22 protein-coding genes, 1 pseudogene and 1 CRISPR repeat array (1 of these 24 only partly in view) are annotated in these 23,080 nt (G+C 43.8%); of the genes and pseudogenes, 15 read left to right on the forward strand and 8 right to left on the reverse strand.

Annotated elements, in window-relative coordinates:
* Nucleotides 1-19: 19 nt before the first annotated feature.
* Together RMZ95_RS03565 and RMZ95_RS03570 are read right to left on the reverse strand one after the other, a co-directional pair.
* Complete coding sequence (locus RMZ95_RS03565; protein WP_322685583.1) at nucleotides 20-856, reverse strand: hypothetical protein; 837 nt, start codon at nucleotides 854-856, stop codon at nucleotides 20-22.
* On the reverse strand, nucleotides 856-2,163 hold the full coding sequence (locus RMZ95_RS03570) for a hypothetical protein (protein WP_322685582.1): 1,308 nt from the start codon (nucleotides 2,161-2,163) through the stop codon (nucleotides 856-858). Before RMZ95_RS03570 ends, RMZ95_RS03565 begins: the two co-directional genes overlap by 1 nt.
* Before the next feature lie 84 nt (nucleotides 2,164-2,247).
* On the opposite strand from RMZ95_RS03570, the gene RMZ95_RS03575 reads away from it, so the two are divergent.
* From RMZ95_RS03575 to RMZ95_RS03605, 7 genes are all read left to right on the forward strand, one after another.
* Nucleotides 2,248-4,557, forward strand: coding sequence for a hypothetical protein (locus RMZ95_RS03575; protein WP_322685581.1), 2,310 nt, complete (start codon nucleotides 2,248-2,250; stop codon nucleotides 4,555-4,557).
* 131 nt (nucleotides 4,558-4,688) lie between these two features.
* Complete coding sequence (locus RMZ95_RS03580; protein ID WP_322685580.1) at nucleotides 4,689-5,393, forward strand: hypothetical protein; 705 nt, start codon at nucleotides 4,689-4,691, stop codon at nucleotides 5,391-5,393.
* 1 nt (nucleotide 5,394) lies between these two features.
* Entirely contained in the window at nucleotides 5,395-7,014 is a 1,620-nt protein-coding gene (locus RMZ95_RS03585) for a hypothetical protein (protein ID WP_322685579.1), read from the forward strand.
* A complete protein-coding gene (locus RMZ95_RS03590; RefSeq protein ID WP_322685578.1) occupies nucleotides 7,001-7,288 on the forward strand; it encodes a hypothetical protein in 288 nt (95 codons plus the stop codon). Before RMZ95_RS03585 ends, RMZ95_RS03590 begins: the two co-directional genes overlap by 14 nt.
* Nucleotides 7,288-7,890: a hypothetical protein gene (locus tag RMZ95_RS03595; protein ID WP_322685577.1), complete on the forward strand. Its 603-nt coding sequence runs from the start codon at nucleotides 7,288-7,290 to the stop codon at nucleotides 7,888-7,890. Before RMZ95_RS03590 ends, RMZ95_RS03595 begins: the two co-directional genes overlap by 1 nt.
* The gene (locus tag RMZ95_RS03600; RefSeq protein WP_322685576.1) at nucleotides 7,887-8,039 is read left to right on the forward strand and encodes a hypothetical protein; all 153 of its coding nucleotides are present in this window, start codon (nucleotides 7,887-7,889) and stop codon (nucleotides 8,037-8,039) included. Before RMZ95_RS03595 ends, RMZ95_RS03600 begins: the two co-directional genes overlap by 4 nt.
* Nucleotides 8,029-8,706 carry a hypothetical protein gene (locus tag RMZ95_RS03605; RefSeq protein WP_322685575.1) on the forward strand — a complete coding sequence of 226 codons (678 nt, stop codon included), beginning with the start codon at nucleotides 8,029-8,031 and terminating at the stop codon, nucleotides 8,704-8,706. The genes RMZ95_RS03600 and RMZ95_RS03605 overlap by 11 nt, the downstream gene beginning before the upstream one ends.
* Here the strand turns inward: RMZ95_RS03605 and RMZ95_RS03610 are convergent.
* The 4 genes from RMZ95_RS03610 to RMZ95_RS03625 form a co-directional block, all read right to left on the reverse strand.
* Nucleotides 8,703-9,233, reverse strand: a complete 531-nt coding sequence (locus RMZ95_RS03610; RefSeq protein ID WP_322685574.1) for a hypothetical protein — start codon at nucleotides 9,231-9,233, stop codon at nucleotides 8,703-8,705. The genes RMZ95_RS03605 and RMZ95_RS03610 overlap by 4 nt on opposite strands.
* A gap of 32 nt (nucleotides 9,234-9,265) precedes the next feature.
* Complete coding sequence (locus RMZ95_RS03615; protein ID WP_322685573.1) at nucleotides 9,266-9,490, reverse strand: hypothetical protein; 225 nt, start codon at nucleotides 9,488-9,490, stop codon at nucleotides 9,266-9,268.
* A gap of 279 nt (nucleotides 9,491-9,769) precedes the next feature.
* Nucleotides 9,770-12,187: a hypothetical protein gene (locus RMZ95_RS03620; RefSeq protein ID WP_322685572.1), complete on the reverse strand. Its 2,418-nt coding sequence runs from the start codon at nucleotides 12,185-12,187 to the stop codon at nucleotides 9,770-9,772.
* Nucleotides 12,188-12,869: 682 nt separating this feature from the next.
* The gene (locus RMZ95_RS03625; RefSeq protein WP_322685571.1) at nucleotides 12,870-13,181 is read right to left on the reverse strand and encodes a hypothetical protein; all 312 of its coding nucleotides are present in this window, start codon (nucleotides 13,179-13,181) and stop codon (nucleotides 12,870-12,872) included.
* 181 nt (nucleotides 13,182-13,362) lie between these two features.
* Here RMZ95_RS03625 and RMZ95_RS03630 point away from each other — a divergent pair, with 181 nt between their 5' ends.
* Together RMZ95_RS03630 and RMZ95_RS03635 are read left to right on the forward strand one after the other, a co-directional pair.
* Nucleotides 13,363-13,821, forward strand: a complete 459-nt coding sequence (locus RMZ95_RS03630; protein ID WP_322685570.1) for a helix-turn-helix domain-containing protein — start codon at nucleotides 13,363-13,365, stop codon at nucleotides 13,819-13,821.
* Nucleotides 13,822-13,878: 57 nt separating this feature from the next.
* A pseudogene (locus RMZ95_RS03635) lies at nucleotides 13,879-14,499 on the forward strand (ATP-binding protein); the annotation flags it as partial.
* Nucleotides 14,500-14,515: 16 nt separating this feature from the next.
* Here RMZ95_RS03635 and RMZ95_RS03640 read toward each other — a convergent pair.
* Nucleotides 14,516-15,157 carry a type I restriction enzyme HsdR N-terminal domain-containing protein gene (locus RMZ95_RS03640; protein ID WP_322685569.1) on the reverse strand — a complete coding sequence of 214 codons (642 nt, stop codon included), beginning with the start codon at nucleotides 15,155-15,157 and terminating at the stop codon, nucleotides 14,516-14,518.
* Nucleotides 15,158-15,370: 213 nt separating this feature from the next.
* On the opposite strand from RMZ95_RS03640, the gene RMZ95_RS03645 reads away from it, so the two are divergent.
* The 4 genes from RMZ95_RS03645 (at nucleotide 15,371) to RMZ95_RS03660 (ending at nucleotide 19,735) form a co-directional block, all read left to right on the forward strand.
* Nucleotides 15,371-16,387 carry a YihY/virulence factor BrkB family protein gene (locus tag RMZ95_RS03645; RefSeq protein ID WP_322685568.1) on the forward strand — a complete coding sequence of 339 codons (1,017 nt, stop codon included), beginning with the start codon at nucleotides 15,371-15,373 and terminating at the stop codon, nucleotides 16,385-16,387.
* Nucleotides 16,388-16,573: 186 nt separating this feature from the next.
* Entirely contained in the window at nucleotides 16,574-17,125 is a 552-nt protein-coding gene (locus tag RMZ95_RS03650) for a DUF421 domain-containing protein (RefSeq protein WP_322672711.1), read from the forward strand.
* Nucleotides 17,126-17,176: 51 nt separating this feature from the next.
* A complete protein-coding gene (gene purB, locus RMZ95_RS03655; protein WP_322685567.1) occupies nucleotides 17,177-18,472 on the forward strand; it encodes an adenylosuccinate lyase in 1,296 nt (431 codons plus the stop codon).
* 708 nt (nucleotides 18,473-19,180) lie between these two features.
* Nucleotides 19,181-19,735, forward strand: coding sequence for a DUF4126 domain-containing protein (locus tag RMZ95_RS03660; RefSeq protein WP_322672715.1), 555 nt, complete (start codon nucleotides 19,181-19,183; stop codon nucleotides 19,733-19,735).
* Between the two features lie 119 nt (nucleotides 19,736-19,854).
* Here RMZ95_RS03660 and hemH read toward each other — a convergent pair whose 3' ends face one another.
* Nucleotides 19,855-21,021: a ferrochelatase gene (hemH, locus tag RMZ95_RS03665; protein WP_322672716.1), complete on the reverse strand. Its 1,167-nt coding sequence runs from the start codon at nucleotides 21,019-21,021 to the stop codon at nucleotides 19,855-19,857.
* A 93-nt stretch (nucleotides 21,022-21,114) separates the two neighbouring features.
* Between hemH and RMZ95_RS03670 the strand changes: the two genes are divergently transcribed.
* The gene (locus tag RMZ95_RS03670; protein ID WP_322672717.1) at nucleotides 21,115-21,738 is read left to right on the forward strand and encodes a class I SAM-dependent methyltransferase; all 624 of its coding nucleotides are present in this window, start codon (nucleotides 21,115-21,117) and stop codon (nucleotides 21,736-21,738) included.
* Between the two features lie 95 nt (nucleotides 21,739-21,833).
* Nucleotides 21,834-22,355 (forward strand): DUF29 family protein, encoded by a 522-nt coding sequence (locus RMZ95_RS03675; protein WP_322672718.1) that lies wholly within the window; start codon nucleotides 21,834-21,836, stop codon nucleotides 22,353-22,355.
* A gap of 3 nt (nucleotides 22,356-22,358) precedes the next feature.
* Nucleotides 22,359-23,080: direct repeats of the CRISPR family, unit length 37 nt; unit sequence GTTTCAATCCCTAATAGGGATTTAGATAAATTGCAAT (it continues 113 nt past the right edge of the window).

Genomic DNA, 23,080 nt, shown 5'->3' on the forward strand with positions numbered 1-23,080 from the left:
TATTTACTCCTATAAATTACTAGAAAAACTCAGTTACTCGAATCAGTCCATCACCACCATCACCACCATCGCCGCCCATCGTAGTCCCAATTCCACCTCCGCCGCCACTTGATGCGGTTCCACCTTTCCCTCCTTTGCCACCTATCGTAGGGCTACCACCCCCACCCCCGCCACCTGTACCAGCGCCGTAGGTAGAGTTGATACCAGCTGCGCCAGGATTACCCGGAGTCCCAGCAGCACCGCCGATTCCCCCGCCACCAGTCACAGCGCCGGGGCTACCACCGTCACCACCGGCTGTTGTCGTACTTGCTGCTCCATTGCCACCCGTGCAGCCCCCATAAGCGCTTCCCGCCCCATTTCCACTCGCAGCCGAGCCAGAAGTCGCGCCATTAAATAAACCTGATTGTGCCGTGGTTGTAGCGTTAACTCCGTCCGGTCCAAGACCTGTGCTAGATCCAGTTGCCGCAGCTAGTGAGGACGCTCCAGCTGCTCCAGCGCTAGCAGATGTGGGCGAAGCACCACCATAAGCAGTAGCAAAATTTCCAAAGCTGGTATTGCCGCCATTGCTTCCAGCAGCAGGCGTCGTGCTGGCGACACCAAGGCTACCCAGCCCTCCCGCTCCAATCGTTACCGTAACGCTTGCTGGAACAAGATTAGCAGGGATTAAAATCTCTTTGTAGCTGCCAGCACTACCGGCTATCCCTTTGGTAGACGTGTTTCCACCGCCTCGCGATCCTGCCGCTGCTCCCCAAAGTTGAACTAATAACGTGACGGCGCGAGGATCTTTGTTGAAGGTTCCCGATGCTGTAATGGCAGTGGTTTTACTAGCTGCTCTAGCCCCATTATAAATTCCCATTACGCGTACCTAAAACCTAGTATCGTCTCAGTGGCTGTTGCCCCTGTTGGGACAGTGGGACTAGTTGAAATCATCCAGGCAATTCCAGTACTCAAAGCGATGCCACCGCCACCAATCTCGTTTTGCCCAATGAACAAAAACCCATCTTGAAGGGTATCGCCTGCGGCTACCGGGAATACTCTACTTGGGGTATCTGCACCCGTTGGCGCACTGGCTTTATTAAAAATTAATAAGTACTTCTTGGAAGTCCCCATGTTTATTACGGACATCGTATACAGACTTCCGGGGGTCGCTTTCAAAAATCCTGAATTGGCATTAGCCAGTACCTGAGTGAAAGAAATGCCAGTACTAGGAGTTAGGCGATCGCGCACCTCTTGGATGAGAGACATCGATCCTTTGAATAAAGCGATAAGAGTGGCACTTCCGGTAAGCGTGGTCGTTGCCGCATCGGACGCCGCCCCAAAGTTGGTAGCAAATGCTCCATCAGTGGATAAGGTTACGGGGATTGACAGCGCTGCTGTCTTCGCTCCTGGCGTGGGCAAGCGGTCTAGAACTAGACTCAGTAAACCCTTGAACAGACCAATGAAACTGGAACTTCCTGTAAGCGTGGTAGTCGCCGCGTCGGACGCTGCCCCAAAGTTGGTAGCAAATGCTCCATCGGTGGATAAGGTTACGGGGATTGACAGCGCCGCTGTCTTCGCTCCTGGCGTGGGCAAGCGATCTAGAACTAGGCTTAGTAAGCCCTTGAACAAACCAATGAAACTGGCACTTCCTGTAACCGTGGTCGTTGCCGCATCGGACGCCGCTCCAAAGTTGGTAGCAAATGCTCCATCGGTTGAGAGCGTGACCGGAATCGACAGCGCTGCTGTCTTTGCTCCAACTGTGGGCAAGCGGTCTAGAACTAGGCTTAGTAAGCCCTTGAACAAACCAATGAAACTGGCACTTCCTGTAACCGTGGTCGTTGCCGCATCAGACGCCGCTCCAAAGTTGGTAGCAAATGCTCCATCAGTGGATAAGGTTACGGGGATTGACAGCGCTGCTGTCTTCGCCCCAACTGTGGGCAAGCGGTCTAAGACTAGACTCAGTAAGCCTTTGAACAGACTAATGAAACTGAAATTTCCTGTAACCGTGGTCGTCGCCGCGTCGGACTTCTCCCCAAAAATGGCTGTGAATGTATCTTCTTGCAACCCACCCGTTGGGCCACCGCCTTCAGACTGAATCTCAACCGCAATATTTAGCGAACCTTCTTCTGTTACTGCGACAGCTTTCGACTTCCCCGATGGCGTTAACCCCTCAATTAAAGTCATAGAATTACTATCAATTAGGCAGTTACATCCTAGCCATATTAATGTCTACCTTATACAGTAATCTCACTGATAAAAATAACATTTATGACGCTGAATGCCTCTGCTAAAAAAACCCAATTATTCATTGGGGACAAAGACTACTCTTCCTGCTTTATTTCCTTTCAAGGCTCTGATTCCCACCTCGATGGAAGCGGGCTTATAACATTTACTGGCTCCATTGTTCTGGGGCGATCGCTAGGCTTTGATGAGTCGTTGGACGATCGCAAAAACTATCGCTTCTTTCGCGGACAGACAATCACAATCGACATACATGACAGTCAAGGCATTTTTAGAAGGCATCCCAGAGGAACATTGAGAATTATATCCTCTAAGTACGATGAAGATTCTCGTCGGCTGACAATTGATGTGGGGGATTTAACTGCTCTACTTAATTTTCGAGAACCAACTGATGTCAGCGTTACCGAAATTAAATTAGGGGAAAATACCACTTCTGGACAGATAATCCAAAGACTATTATCAGCCTCTGGAATTACTGCTATTGGTGGCGAACTGCCAAATACTATAATCAATTATCCCATCAATTTAACAGGTAGCTATTTAGCTAATGTCGGCAAAATATTGTATGCAAATAATCTATTTAGCTGGGTAGACAAGAACGAAGTTTTTCAAGTTCGATCTGCTAATATTTCGGCTTCCACGCCAGCTATCACCGTTACCGTTGGCAGAGATGAAATCTGGTACAAGCGCCTCGATTCGGCTGAGTCTCCCTGCGAAATCATCAAAGCTGTTGGCAGAGGAGTAATTGTCAGTCCAGTGGTGTTGCGGGATGACACCACAGAGCAGTACGGCTCTGCTATTCTTGCCGACAAAAATGCCGGTTACAGCATAATTACTATCAAAAAAACTACAATTAAAGAAACATGGTTTCCCGATCGAAAACTTTTCAAGACGGAAACCACTACCAAGCAGCCAATTGGGCTGGTAATTCCCAAAGAACTTTTACAAAATATTACCGTTTCAAAACTATCTTTGATTACCTCTGAATACCGCGTAGATAAAATCTATTACGAACAAGGTCCAGAAGGTAAACTCAAAATTAAATCTACCAGCATTTCTTCTCTGCTTGCACCCGCAATTGTGGAATTTGCCCAAGCAAAGCCTAATTTCTTTTTTAATATTTTTTCTCTAAGGCAATCTGCTGATAATTCTTACGCTTACGAGTATGACACCAAAGATAGATTGTTTAAAATAACAACTAAAACTTCTGAAATCGCAGGTAATTTGTTATCTGGTACAGACGAAGATTGGACAAAGTGGCTGTTTCCACCCGACTTTTTGGTTGACACAGAATTAAAAGTTGAGACTTGGGAAGAACCAACCAAAGGTATTTGGGAATACGAATACTACAGCTACCAACCTTTAATTAAAACCAAGCCCGACTTAGCTGAAGTTGGCAACCAAACAGGAACTCGCGGGCCCACGAGTAACAAGCTAGATATGCTTTATGCTAGTGGCGATCGCCAAACCTCCAATTCTGGGCAGCTTGCTCCAGCAGCCCCAGAAAGGCAGCCCGCAGAATTCGCGACCGAGGAAGTTGATTTAGAGCAACAAGTTACCTTCGCCGTTCCCGGCGGTGTCAGCGATTTGCGTCCCCGCGAACGCACTTTCAGCGTTGATTTCTTGGCTGGCCAACTCAAACCTGCACTCAAAAGAGGTGAAATCGAAATTTCGGGAAGTGGCAACACGGAGGCGATTAATCAGCTAAAAGCGATCGCAGAACGGGAAGGGCAGTTGTTGCTGGGTCGCAACAAAGGTCAGCAAATTGCTGTAGTTCTAAGCGATGCTTGGTTTGACTATCACCCACTGCTCAACATTAGAGCAGTGGAATTAGATGGTACAGGGCAAGCCTTTTTGGTAGATGGTTGCAGTTGGGTGGTAGGGCAAACCCGCGTCCTAGTTAGCTTTGATGGTATTTGGCTGGGGACTTGGCAAACACCACCTGAAATCGAAGGACAGCCAGCAGCAGTTCCCTATGTCGCGCCACCTTACGATCGGGTTCAGCCTTTGAGCGCTGGCATGGGTATGGGGGCGGCGTTCAACGGCTATGCTTACAGCATCGCCACCATCACGACTGCGATTCCCTCTGGATTTGGCTTAGGCTGTGGAGCCTGGGCAGGCACGATGTCGGAGCTTGTTGGTGACGGAGCGATTTGGAGCAATCTGCTAAATTGGGATTCCTTGCTAGAAGCGGATTGGAATTACGTCTACGACGATAATTATTGGGAGGCTCACAGCTGGGATGCTCTCTCAAATGTCAGTTGGGATTCTTTGATAAACCTTGGATACTGGGAGACAGCCGATTGGGAATCTTTAGATTGGGAAATTTTAGTTTAGATGCCCAATGCCCAATGTCTAATGTCCAATGCCCAATGCCCAATGCCTAATGTCCATTCCCCATTCCCTATTCCCACTTCTACAAAATGACAAATGACAAATTACAAATGACAAATGACTAACTCCTAACAATGGCTCAAGGAATTTTTACCAACGCTTGGATTTCAGAAACTGCCAAAGTCATGTTTCGCGGCGCAACTCCACCAGCGATTGACGAATTTTATGTCGGCTTGGCAAACACCTCCTCTCTAGGCAGAGCCAGCACCATCGCCAACTTCGTGAGTAACGAGATTACCGATCAAGGTTACACCAGGACACAGCTAACTCTATCCGGCGATGGCAGCTACAACACTGGGGCAAACCGCCACGAACTGCCAACGGCAACCCTAATCTTTACTGCTGGTGCTAGCAGCTTGCAATTCCAGACTGCTTTTTTATTAGCCAACGCTCATCCCTTAGCCAGCAGGACTTTCACCAATAGCAATGTAGATGCAGCGACCGATCGAATTACCATAGCCAATCATCCGTGGGTCAGTGGCGATCGCCTAGTATTCACCCCCGACGATGTAGCCACCCTGCCGACAGGTATTGTCGCCGGGACAATTTACCAAGTCCTAACGCCAACAACTAATGATTTTGCGATCGCAGCAGTTAACTCATCAACGCCAATCAACATTCAAAATACTGGCTCTGGCAATTTTCGGGCCCGCTCTGCTAATGGAATAGTTAGCATTTTCGCTATTGAATCTGCGCCAATTACCATCCTCCCAGGCAGAAGCTACAGCTACACAGTCCCGATCGCTTTACTCAATACAGGCTTTGTCTCTGGAAACTAATATGGATGAAATTGAATTATTAAAGCAGCAGGCTCAAATGAATCGCAGCCAGTACGAAAGTAACGCTAGCGATCCAAATGTGGATGAATCGGTAGCTACCAAATACTTAGGCTACGATCCGCAACTTAAACTTGCCAAATTGCAAGATATTAACGGCAATGTTTTTTACGGGAAATCTGATACAAATGGCGCGATCGCTCGTGGTGAAGATGTGCGTTTGCGGCGCGGTTATGGGCTACCTGGTTACGACGCGATGCCGCACGTTTCCCCGGAATTACCAACTGAAAAACAAACTACCAAAACTGCAATTACAACCGATCTGCTTTACTATCTCGACACTCAAAAAGATGAAGATATTGCCCCTAACATTAGTGGCGAATGGACTTTTAGTGGTGGCAGATGTAGACCCGTAACCTCATATTATGGCGGAGTAGAACGTTACGCTTCTCAAGAAGAATGTATCTTGAATAATTCAATTGTTAGTGATGCCTACATCGCCTATGCTGGGGCTTCGGGGTATGATTGGTCATTCACAACGGAATATGATTATACGGGCGTAAATATTAATTTAAGCAATCCCGCTCACAACTTAATCGAGTGGATTATTTTAGTTTTTTACATCGACACCTATTCATCATTTCCATCCACTTTAACGATTAATTGCGACATAAGTGTAAGCGGTGGAGTCGATTACACTGAATGGGTTATTGGGAAAGAAGTAGAATATCTTTATTATCCAAATCCCCAGGTAATCGAGAATCATTATTATCTTAGCAGAACTCCTAATCTTGGCTCTAGTTTTACAACTAATGTGAATTTACGCAAAGCTTCAGATATAGGAAATGGAAGCTCTTATGTGGGTGATGGAGTAAGCCGAACAGCCATTGGAATATTGCTTAGTTTTCGACGGGCTTTTGGAGATAGCCCATACCGCTCTGCTTATGCATCAGGAAGAATAGAAGTTACTTGGAATCCTCTGCCTGAAAAAGTTCCCGTGGGAGATTTTTACTTCAGACGGCAACAAAACGCTCAAATAAAAGATGTACATTTGGGCGAAATCGGACTTACCAATGGGCTGCAATGTTTCCTTTCTCAAGCACCTAAAAAGACTTTTGTCAGTTTCTTTCAATATGATGAATACGATGAGAATGAAATCGCTCAATATCGCTTCTTGCAAAAGTTTATCGTTGAAGGAGTTGAAGCTACAGCAATTTTGTACGAGAATCCAGAAATTCCAGTAGAAGATTCTGATTGGCTACAACCTGTTTATAGCTATGAATTATCATTGCTTACCCCTGAAAATATTCGGGCAGCTTTGGGGTTAGCAGGTTTGTGCTTGCAGCTACCTTTGTACATCCAAACTTTCAATCTTCACAAAAGTGTTTTTTACAAAATTGACTTATACGAAGAACAAGCAGGAACTCAAGTTCAGGAATTATTAAGAACTCAACCTGTTACCGTTCAAGCCAAAATTATTTCTATTTCTCTAGACACCGAAAACAACGCTTGCAGCCTTACAAAGGAAACTCCTAAAACTATCAAACTGCTGCCAATTGGAGATGAAAAGGCTAGGATTGTGAGCGCTAGCTTTTTAATAGTGAAAAAATATGCCAGAAGTTGAAGCCCTCGCCCAGGCTGCTTTACTCAATCGCGCTGCCTACTTTGATAAAGTACGCGATGCTCAAATATCCCGCGATCGCAATCAAGAACAGCAAGCGAAAATTCTCGGTTACGATATCAGCTTTGTCGGTTATAACGTGAAGCATCCCGATGGCACGTTAGGCTTTGCCAAAGCAATTTCTAATAGTTCCAATCTCCACAAAGGGGCCTATGTTAGCTTGGTGCGACCAGTCGGCACCCAAACCGCAATCATCGATACAGTTCCTAGAGGCTAATGGCACCACTTACCGGATATTACATTGCAGATAAAGCTTCAATTAAGGCGCTCACGCCCAGCCAGCGCAGCAATGGCTACACGCGAGCGACATCTATAGAAACAGATGCCGAATGGTATATGTTTCTCGCGGCTAGCACAGCGATCGCAGACGACGACGCAGTACTAATGCCCGACGACAATCCAACAATGGGACGCTGGCACAAGTACGGCAGCAATCGTGGCGGTGGCATTCCCGGAAGGATTATTTGCACTTCTGAATGCACATATTCAGAAGGCGGTAGTGGCAAAATCTTTCAATTTTATTCGGCACAAACGGCGCTGCCACTAATTATAGTGCCGGGGTTTGATATCTCGATTGACAATGTATCGGATGCCATCTGCGTTTACCGCTGGTCGGAAGAACCAAACACGGATCTTGCTGGGCAAGAAGCTAGCCCAATAGCCCAACTCCCGAAAACTGGGGGTAAGTTCACGGTCAACATTACTTCTACTTATCGTTGGATTGCAGTGTACGCTAGAAATCCAACCAGAGGCGGTAACTTGGATGCATGTTGTTTTACGATGACGGGCAACGTAATTAGCTTACTGGGGTATGAATGATGAAGATGCTTAACAGCTGTTTGGAGCTAGTCATCTCAATTATTTGTGCAATTACAGTGGCTGGCATCATCGTCCCGCTACATCTACTTTTTGCACCCTTAGCTCGGACACAAGAACCACGCGAGGAGCAAAAAGCAGATGGTAGATGAAGTGCTGGCGATCGTGTTAGCCAGAATAATTACCCTGCTGCCCAACTACCTGCTTCTTCTAAAAAAGCTAGAAGTTGGAGTATTCTTCTTCTGCTGGCGATCGCACCGAGAGGCGAAAGGACTCCCAACTTGCTTCTACGGAACGCTAGCAAAGACGCTTAAAGAGCAAGCGCTCTCTGAGTACGGTCACGCGCAGGTATTTTGTAAGCTTACTGGCAGCAAACTGAATATGTCAGGCGCTGGGCTGATGTCCCGCGAAGAAAAAGCCGCCTTTGACTGGGGCTGCGTAGACTGGGACACAAGTGGCGAATCATATCAAGCTGACGGAATGAGTACGCGCTACTTATCAACTAAAATCTTCTTCTGCTTCCGTACCGCGAACTCCTATGATTGGGAAAGTCGCTTGGCATTTATGTACGTTCTTGAAGATTTTCAGTCGCTATTCTACAAGCAATTACTCAGATTTGTTCCAGAGGAAGTGCAATTAAAGCTAGCGCCAATTGCAGAAGATGAGCTAACTCATGCGATAGAAATTCACGCCTGTTTGCGGTGTCTGGTGGGGCCAAATCGCCAAGAGTGGTTAATTTTTCTGTGGCAGATTCGGAAATATTTAGCTTTAGTTTGCATTCCTGTTGATGCTTGTCTACAAAAGCTAATTAATAGTTAGGCAGATGCCTTTTCTATCTTTGATAGATCCCAAGTATAATGCCCAGCCATCTTTGCCCGAAAAAACCTTCCTTCTTTAACCCCACGGCTCAATTCTCGGCTAAGTAAATTCCTCAAAGAGGTTTGAGCTTTCTTGGAGTGATGCGGCAGGAAAATAATATCAGAGATGTCCCTGATTGAAAGTATTTCTCCAACTTTACTTTTGATAACTTCTGTAGACGCTGCCAAGACGCTCATCCCTTGATATGGTTGGGTCAAAGGAGGATTGCTACCGTTATTTCTTCTTGCTTTGCCAGCATTCGGCGCAACTTTTTTTGTAATCGGTTCTCGATCTTCAACCAAGCATAAAGCCTTTGAACTTTGAGACTGATGTCCTAATAGAAGTGCATCAGCATGATGTATTTGCACTTCTATTAGGCTGTTTTCAGATTGGAGTTTTGCGATTGTAGCTTGATTGTTTTCTAAGATTTGCTGGTAGTAACTTTTCAGGTTTAAAACTGCTTGATTCAAGCTTTCAATGTCGTGCATGGCAACAGCACTTTAAGGTTGTTTAATTATTCTCACCGTCGCATTTTAGATGTTTTAGGTATTTGGGGTGGGCTGCATTTTTCACAATAGCTTGGTCGGCAACCAAATGTTTCGCGGGTTGTCGTCTGAGAACATTTCAAGCAGATGAAGTTGAAAACCCTGCTGTGGATTGTGCGTTTGTGCGCTCTGACGGTGTATTCTCGGACATCGATAGTTTTGCTGGTCGTCGTAGTGTTTCGAGTAATCTGTGCAACCATAATTTTTTAAGAATAATTACTTTTTCCAGTATAGATAGTCTCCGAGAACTCCTTCTAGACGGCGCTTCATATATGTTTTCGTCAGGGTGTTGATGATTTTGTACCGCTCTTTGATCTTTCCATTAAAGCTTAAAAGGGGAATCTTGACGGCAATGCCCAGGCGATTATTTGCATATAAATGTCTGCACTGACAACAATCGTATGAATTAGCTTTCTAGGCATTTTGCAACCTACTATGATTTTGGCGTTCTCGAACGGAATGTCGAGAACGCCATCTGTTCAATTAGCAACTTCTGGATGCCGCCTTTCCCAGATGTTCCTAATTACCGCCATCAAGGCGTCCAAGTGAGCATCTGTCAGAGGCTTGGTGTTGTCTTCTGCCGCCCAATTCACGGATTCGGCTAATTCCTTTGGGGTAAGATGACGAATTCCCATAGCTATTTCCATTGCTACGCTTGTGTCACCAGTGGTTTCACTATCAACCCGCAATGGCAAATTAATCACGTTGCTGATAGGGGTATTCTGTTTCCCGTCCCCATCCGAGGGAGTTGCGTTTGGATCGAAGCCTTCATTTCGGGGTGCTTCTGGTAGCAGCCCTCCACCCGGCTGCTCTGTTAAACCAAAGCGCGTTTCAGGTTTTTTTTGTTCGCGATCTGCTTTTTGTTTCGACTTGCGATCGGCGATATCAGCAGGCAGCAGCAGACTTAGAGAAACCATGTCTTCACTCATTTCCTCAGATGCTGAGTCAAATCGAACAAGGGCGAATGTTCCCTTAAGAGCCTCTGCAATCGTACCATTTGCTCCGGCATGGCGATCTGCTTTTAGAGAAACTGAAACCCTTTCGCCAACTTTAGGCTGCCACTTCAACCGTTCTTCGCTCTGACAAACTAAGCAGTAGGCGGCATGGATTGACTTATTGTTTAAGAGATCGCGCAATCCCTCAGACGCAACAGCATCGACTTCTTTCAAAGCCTCAATCGCAGCAAGCACTTTCTCCGCTTTCTGGAGACTCTTCCCACTGCCTAATCCAACTCGTGCAGCGACAATATCCCGGACTTGCCCTGCCTCACCTCCAGGAAAATTTTCCTGGTTCTCGGATCGTCCTTTTCTGAGTTTGGCTTTCTCTGATTCTATGGGCAACCATAATCTAGCTTCTCTGACCTTCTGTTCAACCGTTTTTTCCCGAACCGCGTTATCGAGCAGTAAGGCTTCTAGTACCGCCGCATCACTTGCAAATTCCCTCACCTCTACTAAAACTTTCTCTTTCCCCTGCTTTCGAGCTATTCGGAGGCGTCTGTTACCGCCAACAACGTCACCCTCTGGTGTCACTAATAGAGTTTTAATCCATCCAGAGCTTTGGATCATTTCATCCAAGGTAGTATCGTCTTCCACCTCGCCGTAAATCGTGGAGTTGATTGGGTGCGATCGCAATTTTGAAACTAATACTTCCTGAACCCCCAGAGGCAGCGGCGCTTTCTTGATTTCTTCGGTTTTTGTCTGAGCATGGTTGTCATCTGTCTGGGCATTCTCAATACTAGACAGGTATTCAAGTAAGGGCGGCAAAGCCTCTAGAGTAAAAGCATTCTCTACAAGTTCAACGCCATCATCCCACTTCACCGTAGCTTTGACTTGAACCCCAGCAGACCCAACTTCACTTGTACGCGAGACTATTGAGCCAAGCCGGGAACTTCCATTCTCCCCAGTCACCATTACGCGATCGCCTCTTTCTGGGCACAGGGCCAGCGCTTCTTCAGTGGTTTTGCACAAAGGAGCGATTAGCCAGCCATCCATATTGACTTTGAGTACCAGTCCAGCAGATGTGGCAAACTTCTCTGCATCTGCAATCAGACATTCGGCAACTTCCAATTCTTCGGCTGTGACGGCAGCTACAGCTATGTGCAACAACTTATCAACAGCCGCCGCATTGACAATTCTAGCAGCGATCGGGGGATGGACGATGACTTTTAACTCTCGCAGATATTCCAATGGCGAAAGAGATACAGATGGATTGGAAAGTTGTCGGATGCGTTTCTCCAACGCTTCAATTCTGCCTCGATCGCCTCCTTTGAGATACTGGTTCACCCATTCTAGAGCTAAGGTTGCAGTACTTAAGCTTGCTCTAGCTAAAGAAGCTTTGGCATTAATGATATCCTTTTCATTTGTATCGCTGTATGACTCGCCCACAATCCAGTCGAAATCCCATCGATCGAATTCTTCAACTATTTGCCAGTGTCCGTGGGCAAAAGAAACTACTTCATTATTTGCTATTTCTATGTAACCATGCGCTTGTAAATCGACTACCTTCTCTAAGCGATACCCAGTAATTTTGCCGTTCTCTTTGTTGGCGACTCGAACAATATCGCCAGCTTTAACAATCCCAGAATTAGCGATTTCATCTAATTGCAATAATCTAGGTTGTTCGGATACTGGGGTTCCTCCGCTCCATGAAACAAAAACTGTGGGATGGCTCAAGGGACTTTTTTCAGTTATTTTCCCAAGATTGGATCTATTAGCTTTAACGACGTAATGCCCGACTTGCAAGCTTTGAAATGTCATATTGTTTGCTATATTCTCTCTCAAAGAATCAAGCTCTTTTTGTAAAGAATTTCTTTCCTGAATAGTAGGATTAGCTTCCTTGCTTAACAGCTTTACTAATTGTTGTTCTCGTTGTTGTGACGCTTCTAAATTAAAAGTCATTTTGAGTTCCTTATTGGTGGTTTCAATGTATTGACAATTAATTAACAGTTAAAGAACTATGTCAAGTTCTTTAACTGTTAATTGCTTCTGTTCAATCGAAGACATCGCACTTACAGATAGCGTGTTATGTGTGCGACTCAATAAGCAGTATCGGTTCTTTAAAAGCCTGGTAACGCTGGTTTTGTTAGAGTGTTTTGCAATGCTTGAAGTGATTAAAATGGCATTGACAAAATACGCCTTTGTCGCTTTTGTGATTGCGGTAAAATTGGTATATCTGTCTAGATAGTTTTGTGCCATAATAAGAAACGAAACAAGCAAAAGCGAGTGCTTGTTGCAAACACTTGTGATAAATATTCGCAGTCTGTTTTTGGTATCAGAACTTGAACATAATTAGGTTCAAAATTGATACATGAGCCATAGACGCACTATGTAATCTTGTCGGATAGATAGTGCAATCTTTTCAGAAAAAGTAGTCTGTTTCCAGCAGACTACTTTTTGTATGCAAGCACGGGTTTGTCAAATTTTGTTGCCTCAACCTGTAGTATTTTGACTTGCTGGCGAAGTAGCTCTGTTGGAAGAAAACTGCAAGAGCAGTGCCTACAAAGCCCACCTTCCCAATACAAATTGACCAAACCTTTTGCTTGCTGAAAGCGGATAACAGAAGTCTGAAGTAAGTTGCAAATCATGCCACTAACACCTCATTAACTTGATTCAGCTTCTCTAGAATCGCTTCGATATTTTGCCTTATCTGCGGTTTGTGATGTTCTAGATATTTTTTCAAACATCTGTGGATCACGGTGCTTTGAGTGAGCGCAGTTCTGGTCACTGCATCCTGTAAAATTCCTACAGTGCGATCGTCATATATCTCTACAGTCGCTCCTTTAGTTCGCCCCTCTTTGCAAGTTCTTTGCTCCGACTGAAGAGAATCCGCGAATTCGTTAATAGCCCTCCTCACGAGTTTTTCGACGCTCATACCCATTGTTGTGGCTGCCATTTCAGCGCCATTCATGGTAACTGGGTCGGTGGTGTAGCTTATGGACTTTGACTTTGACTTTTTGGATTTTATGAGATCCAAATGCAACTTATACAACCCATTTTAACACTGTATCTTACAAGTTCCAAGGAATCCTTGACTCGCCCCAGCGGCAAATATTTCATTAGAACGCATGGGCAGTTTGTACACAAGAATTGGATTAGAAAAACTAGCAGAGATAGTTAAATCGGCGCGAGGGCATGACTCCGTAAGGGGCTTTGCCAAAAAGGCTGGAATCAGCCATAGGACGGTTACGCGGCTAGAGGAAGCGGATCTTAAAGAGCCAGAAATCACTACTCTGCAAAAGATTGCTCCTTTAACCGGCTATACAAAAGAGGAATTAATCGCGATTTTGGAAGCCAAAACACACGCACCCCAGATCCGAGAGTATCGGCTCGCTGAAGACGTTTTGCCGATCATCAATCAGCTCCCGGATGCTGAAGCGGCAAAAGTAGCCCAGCAGATAATCGCTCGGTTAGCTCGCCCCAAGATTTCAATCAATGGCATTCCGGGAGAAGGCGTCAGTTTTCACATGGAACTGCTGAATCAAAAGGGACTGGCTGATTTATTAAGAGCGATCGCAGAACGGATTGAGGAGTAAAACTGTTTGGTGGAACGAGTTTTACTCGTTCCACTAAGCACTTGTTAATGTCGGAAGTTTTTGGATGAACTCACGGAATTTAAACGAGATGTTTTAGAATTTTTGCGTCAACCTCTAGAAGATGGCTATGTGACAATTTCCCGCACCAAACTATCGGTAATGTTTCCCGCGCAGTTTACTTTGGTGGCGAGTACGAATCCTTGTCCTTGCGGTTACTATGGCGATACCATCCAACAATGTACTTGTTCTCCCCGCCAACGCGAACAATATTGGGCAAAACTTTCTGGGCCGTTAATGGATCGAATTGATTTACAAGTTGCAGTGAATCGCTTGAAACCAGAAGAAATTACCCAACAACCGACGGGAGAAACATCAATATCAGTACGCGAACGAGTGCAACAAGCAAGCGATCGCGCAATTACCCGTTTTCAAGGAGAAACAAATCTGCGTTGCAACGCTCATTTGCAAAGTCGCCATCTCCAGAAATGGTGTAAGTTAGATGATGCTAGCCGCAATTTATTAGAAGCAGCAATTAGAAAATTAGGTTTATCGGCAAGAGCAAGCGATCGCATTCTCAAAGTAGCACGGACTATTGCAGATTTAGCAGGAGAAGATGAGTTAAAAACCAATCATGTAGCGGAAGCAATTCAATATCGCACAATTGATAGAATGCAATAAAAGGGAAAAGGGAACGCTAAGACGTAGGAGAAATTAACTCACCAATACGTTTGAGAATTTGCAAAACGGCGTACAGTTCCCTCGCGGATGTAAACGGAGCAAAAACTCTTGACAAATCGTACTGTGGTGTATTTGTTTGCATCACTTTGATAAATAAAATATTGTCTCCATTCGTCACCATTCCAAACACAGGTTTACTGGGATTGGGGTTAGCCATCATATAAGCTAGAGCTTGCGGTACAGCCGACCAAACTGAGAGTGTGGTTTTTTTCGACTCCAACACTATCACACATAACCAATCTTGTAACACTAAAAGATCAATTCGTCCGCGCAGTATTTCCTCGTCATCATTAAGCATTAGTTCCACAGATGATTCAGCCTTAATTCTGAAAGGAGGATCGTAAAATCCAGAGAGTGCAAGTATTGGTGACACCAACAACAATATGACTGTCCCTTCTAGTAAATCACCTCCGGCACGGTGATAAAGATATCTGCGCCGCACAACATCCACAGAGGCTTTTTGCGCTTCTGTAATTTCAGACAATTCCTCATACCACTCTGGGAAAAATTGCTCGTTTTCAACACGGACAAAACCAAATCGATTTTCTACATCCTGAAGAGTAGTAATCGCTTCTGCAATTGCTGCGGTCTGTGTCATTGCTTCTAGGTAAAAATTGCTTTGCTATAGGATCGATATCAGCGCATCTTTCTTATCGCCAATTGGCGCGATCGCATTGTCATGTGACTATAAAATTCTAAATTACTCCCCAAGAACGCTTCACAAACACCCTTGGGAGGATGCCGCAACTCAACAAATCAGTATCCAATATATCAGGGACTAAGCAACATCCCTTACAAGGAGACTGATTGGATGAATTTGCAAGAAATTTGGAAGTTATTACAAGAGACGTTCAAAGAATGGAGTGACGATAAAGCCTCGCGGTTAGCGGCGGCGTTAGCTTATTACACAATTTTTTCTATTGCACCATTGCTAATTATTGTAATTGCGATCGCAGGTGCAGTATTTGGAGAGGAAGCGGCAAGAGGTCAAATTGTCGGACAAATTCAAGGTTTAGTCGGGGTAGATGGCGCAAAGTTTCTCGAAACAGCCATCCAAAATGCTAACCAACCAAAGACAGGAGCGATCGCTTCGATTATTAGTGTCCTAGTTCTACTAGTGGGTGCTACAGGCTTATTTACTGAGTTGCAAGATGCCATGAACACGATTTGGGAAGTGAAACCCAAACCTGGTCGTGGCATAAATAACATGATTCGCCTCCGGGTTTTGTCCTTTGCAATGGTGATTGGAATTGGCTTTTTACTTTTAGTTTCTCTAGTAATTAGTACGATATTAGCAACCTTAGTAACATACTTTAGTAATTTATTGCCAGGTTTTGATTTCATCTGGCAGATTGCTAATTTAGTTATCTCTTTTGCAATAACTACAGCACTGTTTGGACTAATTTTTAAAGTTCTACCAGATGTCAAAATTGCATGGAGTGATGTTTTAATTGGAGCGTCTATCACCTCAGTTTTGTTCTCTATTGGGAGATTTTTATTAGGACAATATTTAGGTAATGGTAGTTTTGGATCGACCTATGGTGCAGCTGGTTCACTGGTGGTAATTTTAGCTTGGGTTAACTATGCCGCACAAATTCTTTTCTTCGGTGCAGAATTTACTCAAGTTTATTCCCGAAGGCATGGCAGCGGCATAGTCCCGACTAAAAATGCTATACATGTATCTGATAACACAAACTATAATGGCAAGGCGCCAACAGAACAAGTATCGAATAAGAAGAAGCCATCTTCTCGCTTGATTAATCGCTTATTCCAGTATTTTAGGAAGCCCAAACGCTTAAAACAGAGAAGAAAAAATCAGCGATTTTAATGCTTGATTGCTGGAGATTTATATTTGTAAATCTGATAGATATGAAAGTACCTAATATCCAGTCCAGTGAATTAGTTTTTATTGCTACAGTTGATGAGTAGAGTATTCAGCAATTCTGAATTCTGACTCTTTTTTATACTGGATTTTTTCCAGAAGTCTATTGAACAAGGAAGAAAATCAGTGCTAATGGAAAAATGGTTTTTTATCAATTGGCAAGCAATTTTTATTCCTAGTATCAGCATTTTTGAGTTGATTATCCGCGGATCGCTAGTTTACTTAGCGCTGTTCTCAGTGCTACGCCTGCTTCCTAGCCGACAACTAGGAACACTAGGAATTACTGATTTACTCGTAGTTGTGCTATTTGCGGAAGCTGCTCAAAATGCTATGGCAAGTAATTACACATCAATTACTGAAGGCGCTATTCTGGTCGGAACAGTGATTTTTTGGAGTTACTTGCTGAACTGGTTGGGTTACAAACTTCCCCAGTTTCAACGTTTCCTGAATCCGCCACCGTTGCTACTAGTAAAAAACGGTCGGATGATTGAACGCCATCTGCAACGAGAGTTAATTACAGATGATGAGTTGATGAGCAAGTTACGTCAGCAAGGTGTAGAATTTTTAGCTGATGTGAAGTTCGCATATATGGAGGCTGATGGCAGGATTAGTATTATCACGTCGGATTCAAAAACTACTGCTGTCCCTGAGGAAAAAGTCGCGTTAAAAAGCGATCTACATTAATTAGACATTAATTAGACTGTAAAATATGACGGTTGTATTCTGTGCCGAACTGTGATTGAGCGTTATACTTTGCCCGAAATGGCTAATCTGTGGAGTGAAGCCTATAAACTAAAAACTTGGCTGCAAGTCGAAATTGCTGTTTGTGAGGCTCAAGCTGAACTTGGTTACATTCCATCTGAAGCCGTTGAGGAAATTAAGGCCAAGGCAGATTTTGATCCAAAGCGGGTTTTAGAAATTGAGGCTGTAGTCCGCCATGATGTCATTGCTTTTTTGACAAATGTCAATGAATATGTTGGTGATGCCGGACGCTACATTCACCTGGGTTTAACTAGTTCGGATGTTTTGGATACAGCTTTAGCACTGCAATTAGTTGCCAGTCTGGATATATTGTTGCAACGTCTGGAAGATTTGATTGAGGTAATTCGCCAAAAAGCACGGGAACATCGTCATACAGTAATGGCTGGCCGATCGCACGGTATTCACGCAGAACCGATTACTTTTGGTTTTAAACTAGCTGGTTGGTTAGCAGAAGTGTTGCGACACCAAGAACGCTTGAGAATACTCCGCAAAACGATCGCGGTGGGTAAAATTTCTGGTGCAGTCGGAACATACGCGAATATTGAACCGCGTGTAGAAGCGATCGCTTGTGAAAAACTCGGACTCGAACCCGATACAGCCTCAACCCAAGTTATTTCCCGCGATCGCCACGCCGACTACGTGCAACAATTAGCTTTGGTAGCGGCAACTATCGATCGCTTTGCTGTAGAAATTCGCAATCTCCAAAAAACAGACGTTTTAGAAGTTGAAGAATTTTTCGCCAAAGGTCAAAAAGGCTCCTCAGCAATGCCACACAAGCGCAATCCCATCCGTTCGGAACGACTGACGGGAATGGCACGACTCGTCAGAAGTCATGCTGGTGCAGCTTTAGAAAACGTTGCTTTATGGCATGAGCGAGACATTTCTCACAGTTCTGTAGAACGGGTAATTTTGCCAGATGCTTGTACTTTGACGCATTTTATGTTGTCAGAAATAACCGATTTGGTTAAAAACCTGTTGGTCTATCCTGAGAACATGAAACGCAATCTCAACTGTTACGGCGGCGTTGTGTTCAGCCAAAAAGTGTTATTGGCTTTAATAGACAAGGGAAGCAGCCGAGAAGATGCTTATGCGATCGTTCAAGAAAGCGCCCACGCCGCTTGGAATCAGCCAGAAGGAAACTTCCAAGACTTGATTAGCAAAGATCCGCGTGTTACCCAAAAGTTGTCTCCAGCAGAACTAGAGGTTTGTTTCGACCCCCAGCAACATCTGCGGCATTTAGAAGAAGTTTACCAACGATTAGGTATTTAGGATTAATTTCCTTGTAGTAAGCGCTTAAACGCTTACTACAGACCTGTCATCCCAGAAATACGCAGATATCATCAAAAAAGATATACCCCTCTTCTGTCACTCTCCGAAAACTTTTGCCATTTCTGAATTCTAGAGCTTTTGTATAGCCTGCGATCGCGCGATTATTTTCTAATAACAAATACAAGACCGATTTTTTTCTAATAGTATAGCTTGTATTGATTGCCTCATGAGGCTTCTAGCGATCGCCCTCCCGGAAAGTGACAGAAGAGGGATACAGCGAATTTGAAGTTAGTGAGGTACGCAAGCTAAGTCTCAAAGCCACGTATAAAGCCTGTTTTAAGCTGTCGCGCCTACAAGTTGCCTCATAATCTTTTAAGTAAAACCTGTAAACCCTCTCCTCTGCCCCGGTCACTGAGCGGAGTCGAAGTGCTGCTCCCCGGCCACTGAGCGGAGTCGAAGTGCTGCTCTCCGGTCACTGAGCGTAGTCGAAGTGCTGCTCCCCTGCTGTCTCAATGTGCAAATTAAAAACACAACAGCTTACTTCTGTTGGTGCAGCGGAGTTGTAGCCCATTCTGAATCCTGAATTCTGCTGTATAAAGATACCAACAAAATTTAATATTGTAATCTGTTTGATGCTCGAATTATTGCCAGCACTGGGTAGTATACATAACAAATACTTACTTATGTATTAATATTACGAGTGCTTTGATGATTGAAATCCTAGCCACACTTTCTGCCTCTGCGGCAGCAGGAATGAGAATAGGCATACCTTTGCTAATTATTGGCTTATTGCAGGGTAGCAACTTGTGGTCACAAGTTCCAATCTTATCTCACATTTCTCCACCAATATTATTATGTTGCCTCACCAGTTGGTCATTAATTGAATTATTAGCCTCAAAAAAGCTCTGGGGGCAAAGATTGCTCCAAGTGGTTCAGTTATTCATGTCTCCCCTTGTAGGCGCAATTATGGGGTTAGGAGTAGCTACAGCAACAGCAACCCCAAACTGGCTGATTGCCATAATTGGAGGTTTATTAGCTTTGGTACTCCAGCTCGTCCAAATTGGTTGGTTCTATCGGTTACGTGGCTTACCGTTGTGGGCAGTCTTTCTTCAAGATACCTTGTGCATTGCTCTAGTACTATTTGCCTTTGATGCTCCCTGGCAAGGAGGAGTAATTGCTTTAATACTGCTGTGGTTCGCACTTCGTAGTGCTAAACAGTGGTATGACTGGTATAACAAAGGCAGAAAAGGGCATGGGGCATAAGGAATGGGGCATGACAGACAAGTGAGATGAGGAAGTATGGGAAGTAGGAAAACTAAGGGGAGATTTGCACTAAGCTTTTCGCCTCTGCTCAATGCCCAATGCCCAATGCCCCATTCCCTTTATCGCAAAAGCCCAATCATGTGCAAGAAGCCATGACCGGTAATCAGTTCTACGATTAAGGCAATAAAACCCAGCATCGCAATCCGACCATTCCATACTTCAGCACTAGTCGTCAGACCCCATTCCCAACGCTCTTGAGGGTACATCTTGACCATTTTTTTCATTTGAGCAGCTTGCGAAAGCTTGAAACTGGGGTTTCTCAGTGCATCAATCACTAATTCGGCTAGTGCATTAATAAATACTGGATGAGTATTAGGAGCAGGTACGCGGCGGAAGTTGTGAATTCCTGATTCTTCGGCTACTTCTCGATACTCAATATCAATTTCTTGTAGTGTCTCGATATGCTCTGAGACAAAACTGATTGGCACCACAACCAAATCTTTCACGCCTTCTGCGCCTAGTTCTTTGAGGGCATCTTCAGTATAGGGTTGGAGCCATTCTACTGGGCCGACACGACTTTGGTAAGCTAAGGTGTGAGCATTGGGTCGATTGAGAGTCTGCATAATCAACGCAGTACATTCTTCAATTTCCACTTGGTAAGGGTCGCCTGCTTCTTCAACGTAGCTTTTCGGAACGCCATGAGCGCTGAAGAATATATGAACGTCATTCGGGTTGGGGAATTGCTCAAGTTCTTGGGCTATGAGTTGCGCCATTGCTTGAAGATAGCCTGGTTGTTTATACCAAGAAGGAATGACGGTGTAATCAATAGGTTGGAGTTTTGGATCTTCTTGCCAAAGCTTGTCTAAAAGCCGGAAGCTGGAACCACTGGTACTGATAGAAAACTGGGGATATAGTGGTAATATTACCAGGTGTTCTACCTTGTCTTGGGTAATTTGTGCGATCGCCTCTTCTGTATAGGGATGCCAATAACGCATTCCCACGTAAATATTAACTTCTTGCCCTAAAAAACCTAACTGTTCTTTTAAAGCTTCCCCTTGCGCTTCTGTGATCTGCCGCAACGGGGAACCACCACCGATTTGCTTATAATTTTCTTGAGATGTTCTGGTTCGCCGTGTGGCAATAAACCAGGCTAGGGGCTTTTGCAACCAGCGAAATGGTAGGCGAATAATTTCCGGATCGGAAAATAGATTGTACAAAAACGGCCCAACATCTTCTAGCTTATCAGGGCCACCGAGATTGAGTAATAAGACGCCTACACGACCCATAGCAGTTACTTTCCCCCAATCTTTTCAGGTTTTTTACTAATGTTAACAATATATCTTTATTAAATATAAAGCTTAATAGCAAGGAAATATGCAATGGCAACAATTTTAAGAGATTGGAGTTACCGCTATCAGTGGTTATATGATGGTATCTCTCGTTTAGCAGCCTTAAGTGTAGGTGGTGAAGCCCGTTTTCGGCAACTTGCTTTGCAAGGCTTAACAATTCACTCAGATTCTCAGGTTTTAGATTTATGTTGTGGTAGTGGACAAACGACGGAGTTTTTAGTAAAAACTTCACAAAACGTAACAGGATTAGACGCTTCACCTAAGTCTTTACAACGGGCGCGGCTAAATGTACCGGAAGCTTCATACATAGAAGCTTTTGCTGAAGAGATGCCATTTGCAGATAATTTGTTTGATGTGGTGCATACGAGCGTTGCATTACACGAGATGCAGCCTCAGCAATTACGAAAAATTATTAATGAAGTTTATCGGGTGCTGAAGCCGGGAGGAGTGTTTACGCTGGTGGATTTTCACGCTCCGACAAATCCGATATTTTGGCCTGGGATATCGGTGTTTTTGTTGTTGTTTGAGACGGAAACAGCTTGGGAATTGCTGAAAACTGATTTAGCTGAGTTGTTAGCTATGACTGGCTTTGAAGTGAGTAAATCTACTTTATATGCAGGTGGGAGTTTGCAAGTGATACAGGCGAATAAATGAACAATACTACTTTATTAATGGCAGCTAGGAGACTCTGCTATTAATAAAGTATAGGTGATTTTTATATAGTACTTAAGCAGGTAGGCGGTGAAAAAATGACGCAGGAACTAATAGACCTCAAAAAGAGTATTTTGGAAGGACGTTATGCAGATGCTTTAGCAATTGTAGACGAATTAGAAGGCATGAGTAAACAAGCTATTCTGCGGAATATCCAAGCTTATTTAAGGATTTTGCTGATTCATTTGATTAAGAACCAAGTAGAACAACGATTAACTGGTTCATGGGCAAATTCTATTCGTAATTCAATCCGAGAAATTAAAAATCTTAATATCAAAGATAAGAAAAAATCTTACTATATTAATTTAGGTGAGTGGGAGAGTTTAATAGAAGAGGAAGTGATTGAAGATGCGATCGCTGATGCCAGCGATGAAGTAATGAATGGAGTATATAATCAATTCCAACTGTCTGAAATAGTGGATAGGAACCAAATTATTCAGATTGCGTTGAAGTTTTTGGCGCTAACTTATTCTTATTCAGCTAAGGAATTAACCGCAGTTGTGGCTGAAAATTTAATTCAGTTATCCGGTGGAGAAGATTGGAAAACAGGTAGGCGGTAAAATTTTTTAATCCCTAATAGGGATTTAGATAAATTGCAATTAGAGTTTATCCATTGGTTTCTATTTCTTTTGAGGTTTCAATCCCTAATAGGGATTTAGATAAATTGCAATATGTTTTTTAAGCCATCTAGGATATAATGCTTTTGTTTCAATCCCTAATAGGGATTTAGATAAATTGCAATCGTTTAGCATCCAACACTTAGCCACTGTTTTTTAGTTTCAATCCCTAATAGGGATTTAGATAAATTGCAATTCTTCGGGTGATAGCTGCGTTACTTGGAATAGGCGTTTCAATCCCTAATAGGGATTTAGATAAATTGCAATAAAAGTTATTTATTTAAATTAAGTTTGGTTTCTAACTGTTTCAATCCCTAATAGGGATTTAGATAAATTGCAATGGAATTAAAATGACAGGTCAATTATTTGGAACACTTGCGTTTCAATCCCTAATAGGGATTTAGATAAATTGCAATTCTCAAAGCTGTGAGTAAGCCCGATATAGATGTTTCAATCCCTAATAGGGATTTAGATAAATTGCAATAATTGTTGAAAGTTCTTGTTTTAGCGGATCGGCCGTAGTTTCAATCCCTAATAGGGATTTAGATAAATTGCAATAAATTCGGCGGCCGCAGCCGCATCAGTACTGTTAAGAAGTTTCAATCCCTAATAGGGATTTAGATAAATTGCAATTTGGCTATGTAGATGCTAACGGGAATGCGAAAAGC

Source organism: Nostoc sp. DedQUE07 (assembly GCF_034530975.2).
Taxonomy (GTDB): Bacteria; Cyanobacteriota; Cyanobacteriia; order Cyanobacteriales; family Nostocaceae; genus Nostoc.